This is a genomic window from Exiguobacterium sp. TDN 0502 (assembly GCF_050846835.1).
Classification (GTDB): Bacteria; Bacillota; Bacilli; order Exiguobacteriales; family Exiguobacteriaceae; genus Exiguobacterium_A.
Window position 1 is genome coordinate 1 of record NZ_JBOZGJ010000039.1, and the last position, 688, is coordinate 688.

Consider the following 688-nt stretch of genomic DNA (forward strand, 5'->3'; position numbering starts at 1 on the left):
AGGATTAGCTCAGCTGGGAGAGCACCTGCCTTACAAGCAGGGGGTCGGCGGTTCGATCCCGTCATCCTCCACCATTTTTATTACACTTGCCGGTGTAGCTCAGCTGGTAGAGCAACTGACTTGTAATCAGTAGGTCGCGGGTTCGACTCCTGTTGCCGGCACCATTTTCATCTTCAATGATCACCAGAATTCAATTATGAATGAAGGTTCTACCTTTTATATCCCTGCCGGGGTGGCGGAACTGGTAGACGCACAGGACTTAAAATCCTGCGGGGGTTTCCCCGTGCCGGTTCGATTCCGGCCCTCGGTACCATTTTCATTTTGATGTTTACTGTTTGATCCTTATATTCCGCACCCTTAGCTCAGCTGGATAGAGTACTTGACTACGAATCAAGGGGTCGGGAGTTCGAATCTCTCAGGGTGCATTTTCGGGAAGTAGCTCAGCTTGGTAGAGCACTTGGTTTGGGACCAAGGGGTCGCAGGTTCGAATCCTGTCTTCCCGACCATCTTCAATTTCATCCCTTTAACGGGGCCTTAGCTCAGCTGGGAGAGCGCCTGCCTTGCACGCAGGAGGTCAGCGGTTCGATCCCGCTAGGCTCCACCATTTTTATGACGAACTTTGAAAACTGAACGATGAGGCAAAAATCGTATTCTACGGAATACAAAAACGAATGAAGCGCAAGCTTCG

General features: G+C 50.6%; 5 tRNA genes. All 5 read left to right on the plus strand.

What is annotated here, in order from left to right:
• Positions 1–88 precede the first annotated feature (88 nt).
• The 5 genes from ACRPK8_RS15785 to ACRPK8_RS15805 all read left to right on the plus strand — a co-directional run bounded on the left by ACRPK8_RS15785 (position 89) and on the right by ACRPK8_RS15805 (position 604).
• Positions 89–164: transfer RNA gene (locus ACRPK8_RS15785), tRNA-Thr, on the plus strand.
• 62 nt (positions 165–226) lie between these two features.
• Positions 227–313 (plus strand) — tRNA-Leu (locus ACRPK8_RS15790).
• A gap of 38 nt (positions 314–351) precedes the next feature.
• Positions 352–425: transfer RNA gene (locus ACRPK8_RS15795), tRNA-Arg, on the plus strand.
• Positions 426–429: 4 nt separating this feature from the next.
• A tRNA-Pro gene (locus ACRPK8_RS15800) sits at positions 430–506 on the plus strand.
• Between the two features lie 22 nt (positions 507–528).
• Positions 529–604: transfer RNA gene (locus tag ACRPK8_RS15805), tRNA-Ala, on the plus strand.
• Positions 605–688: the final 84 nt, after the last annotated feature.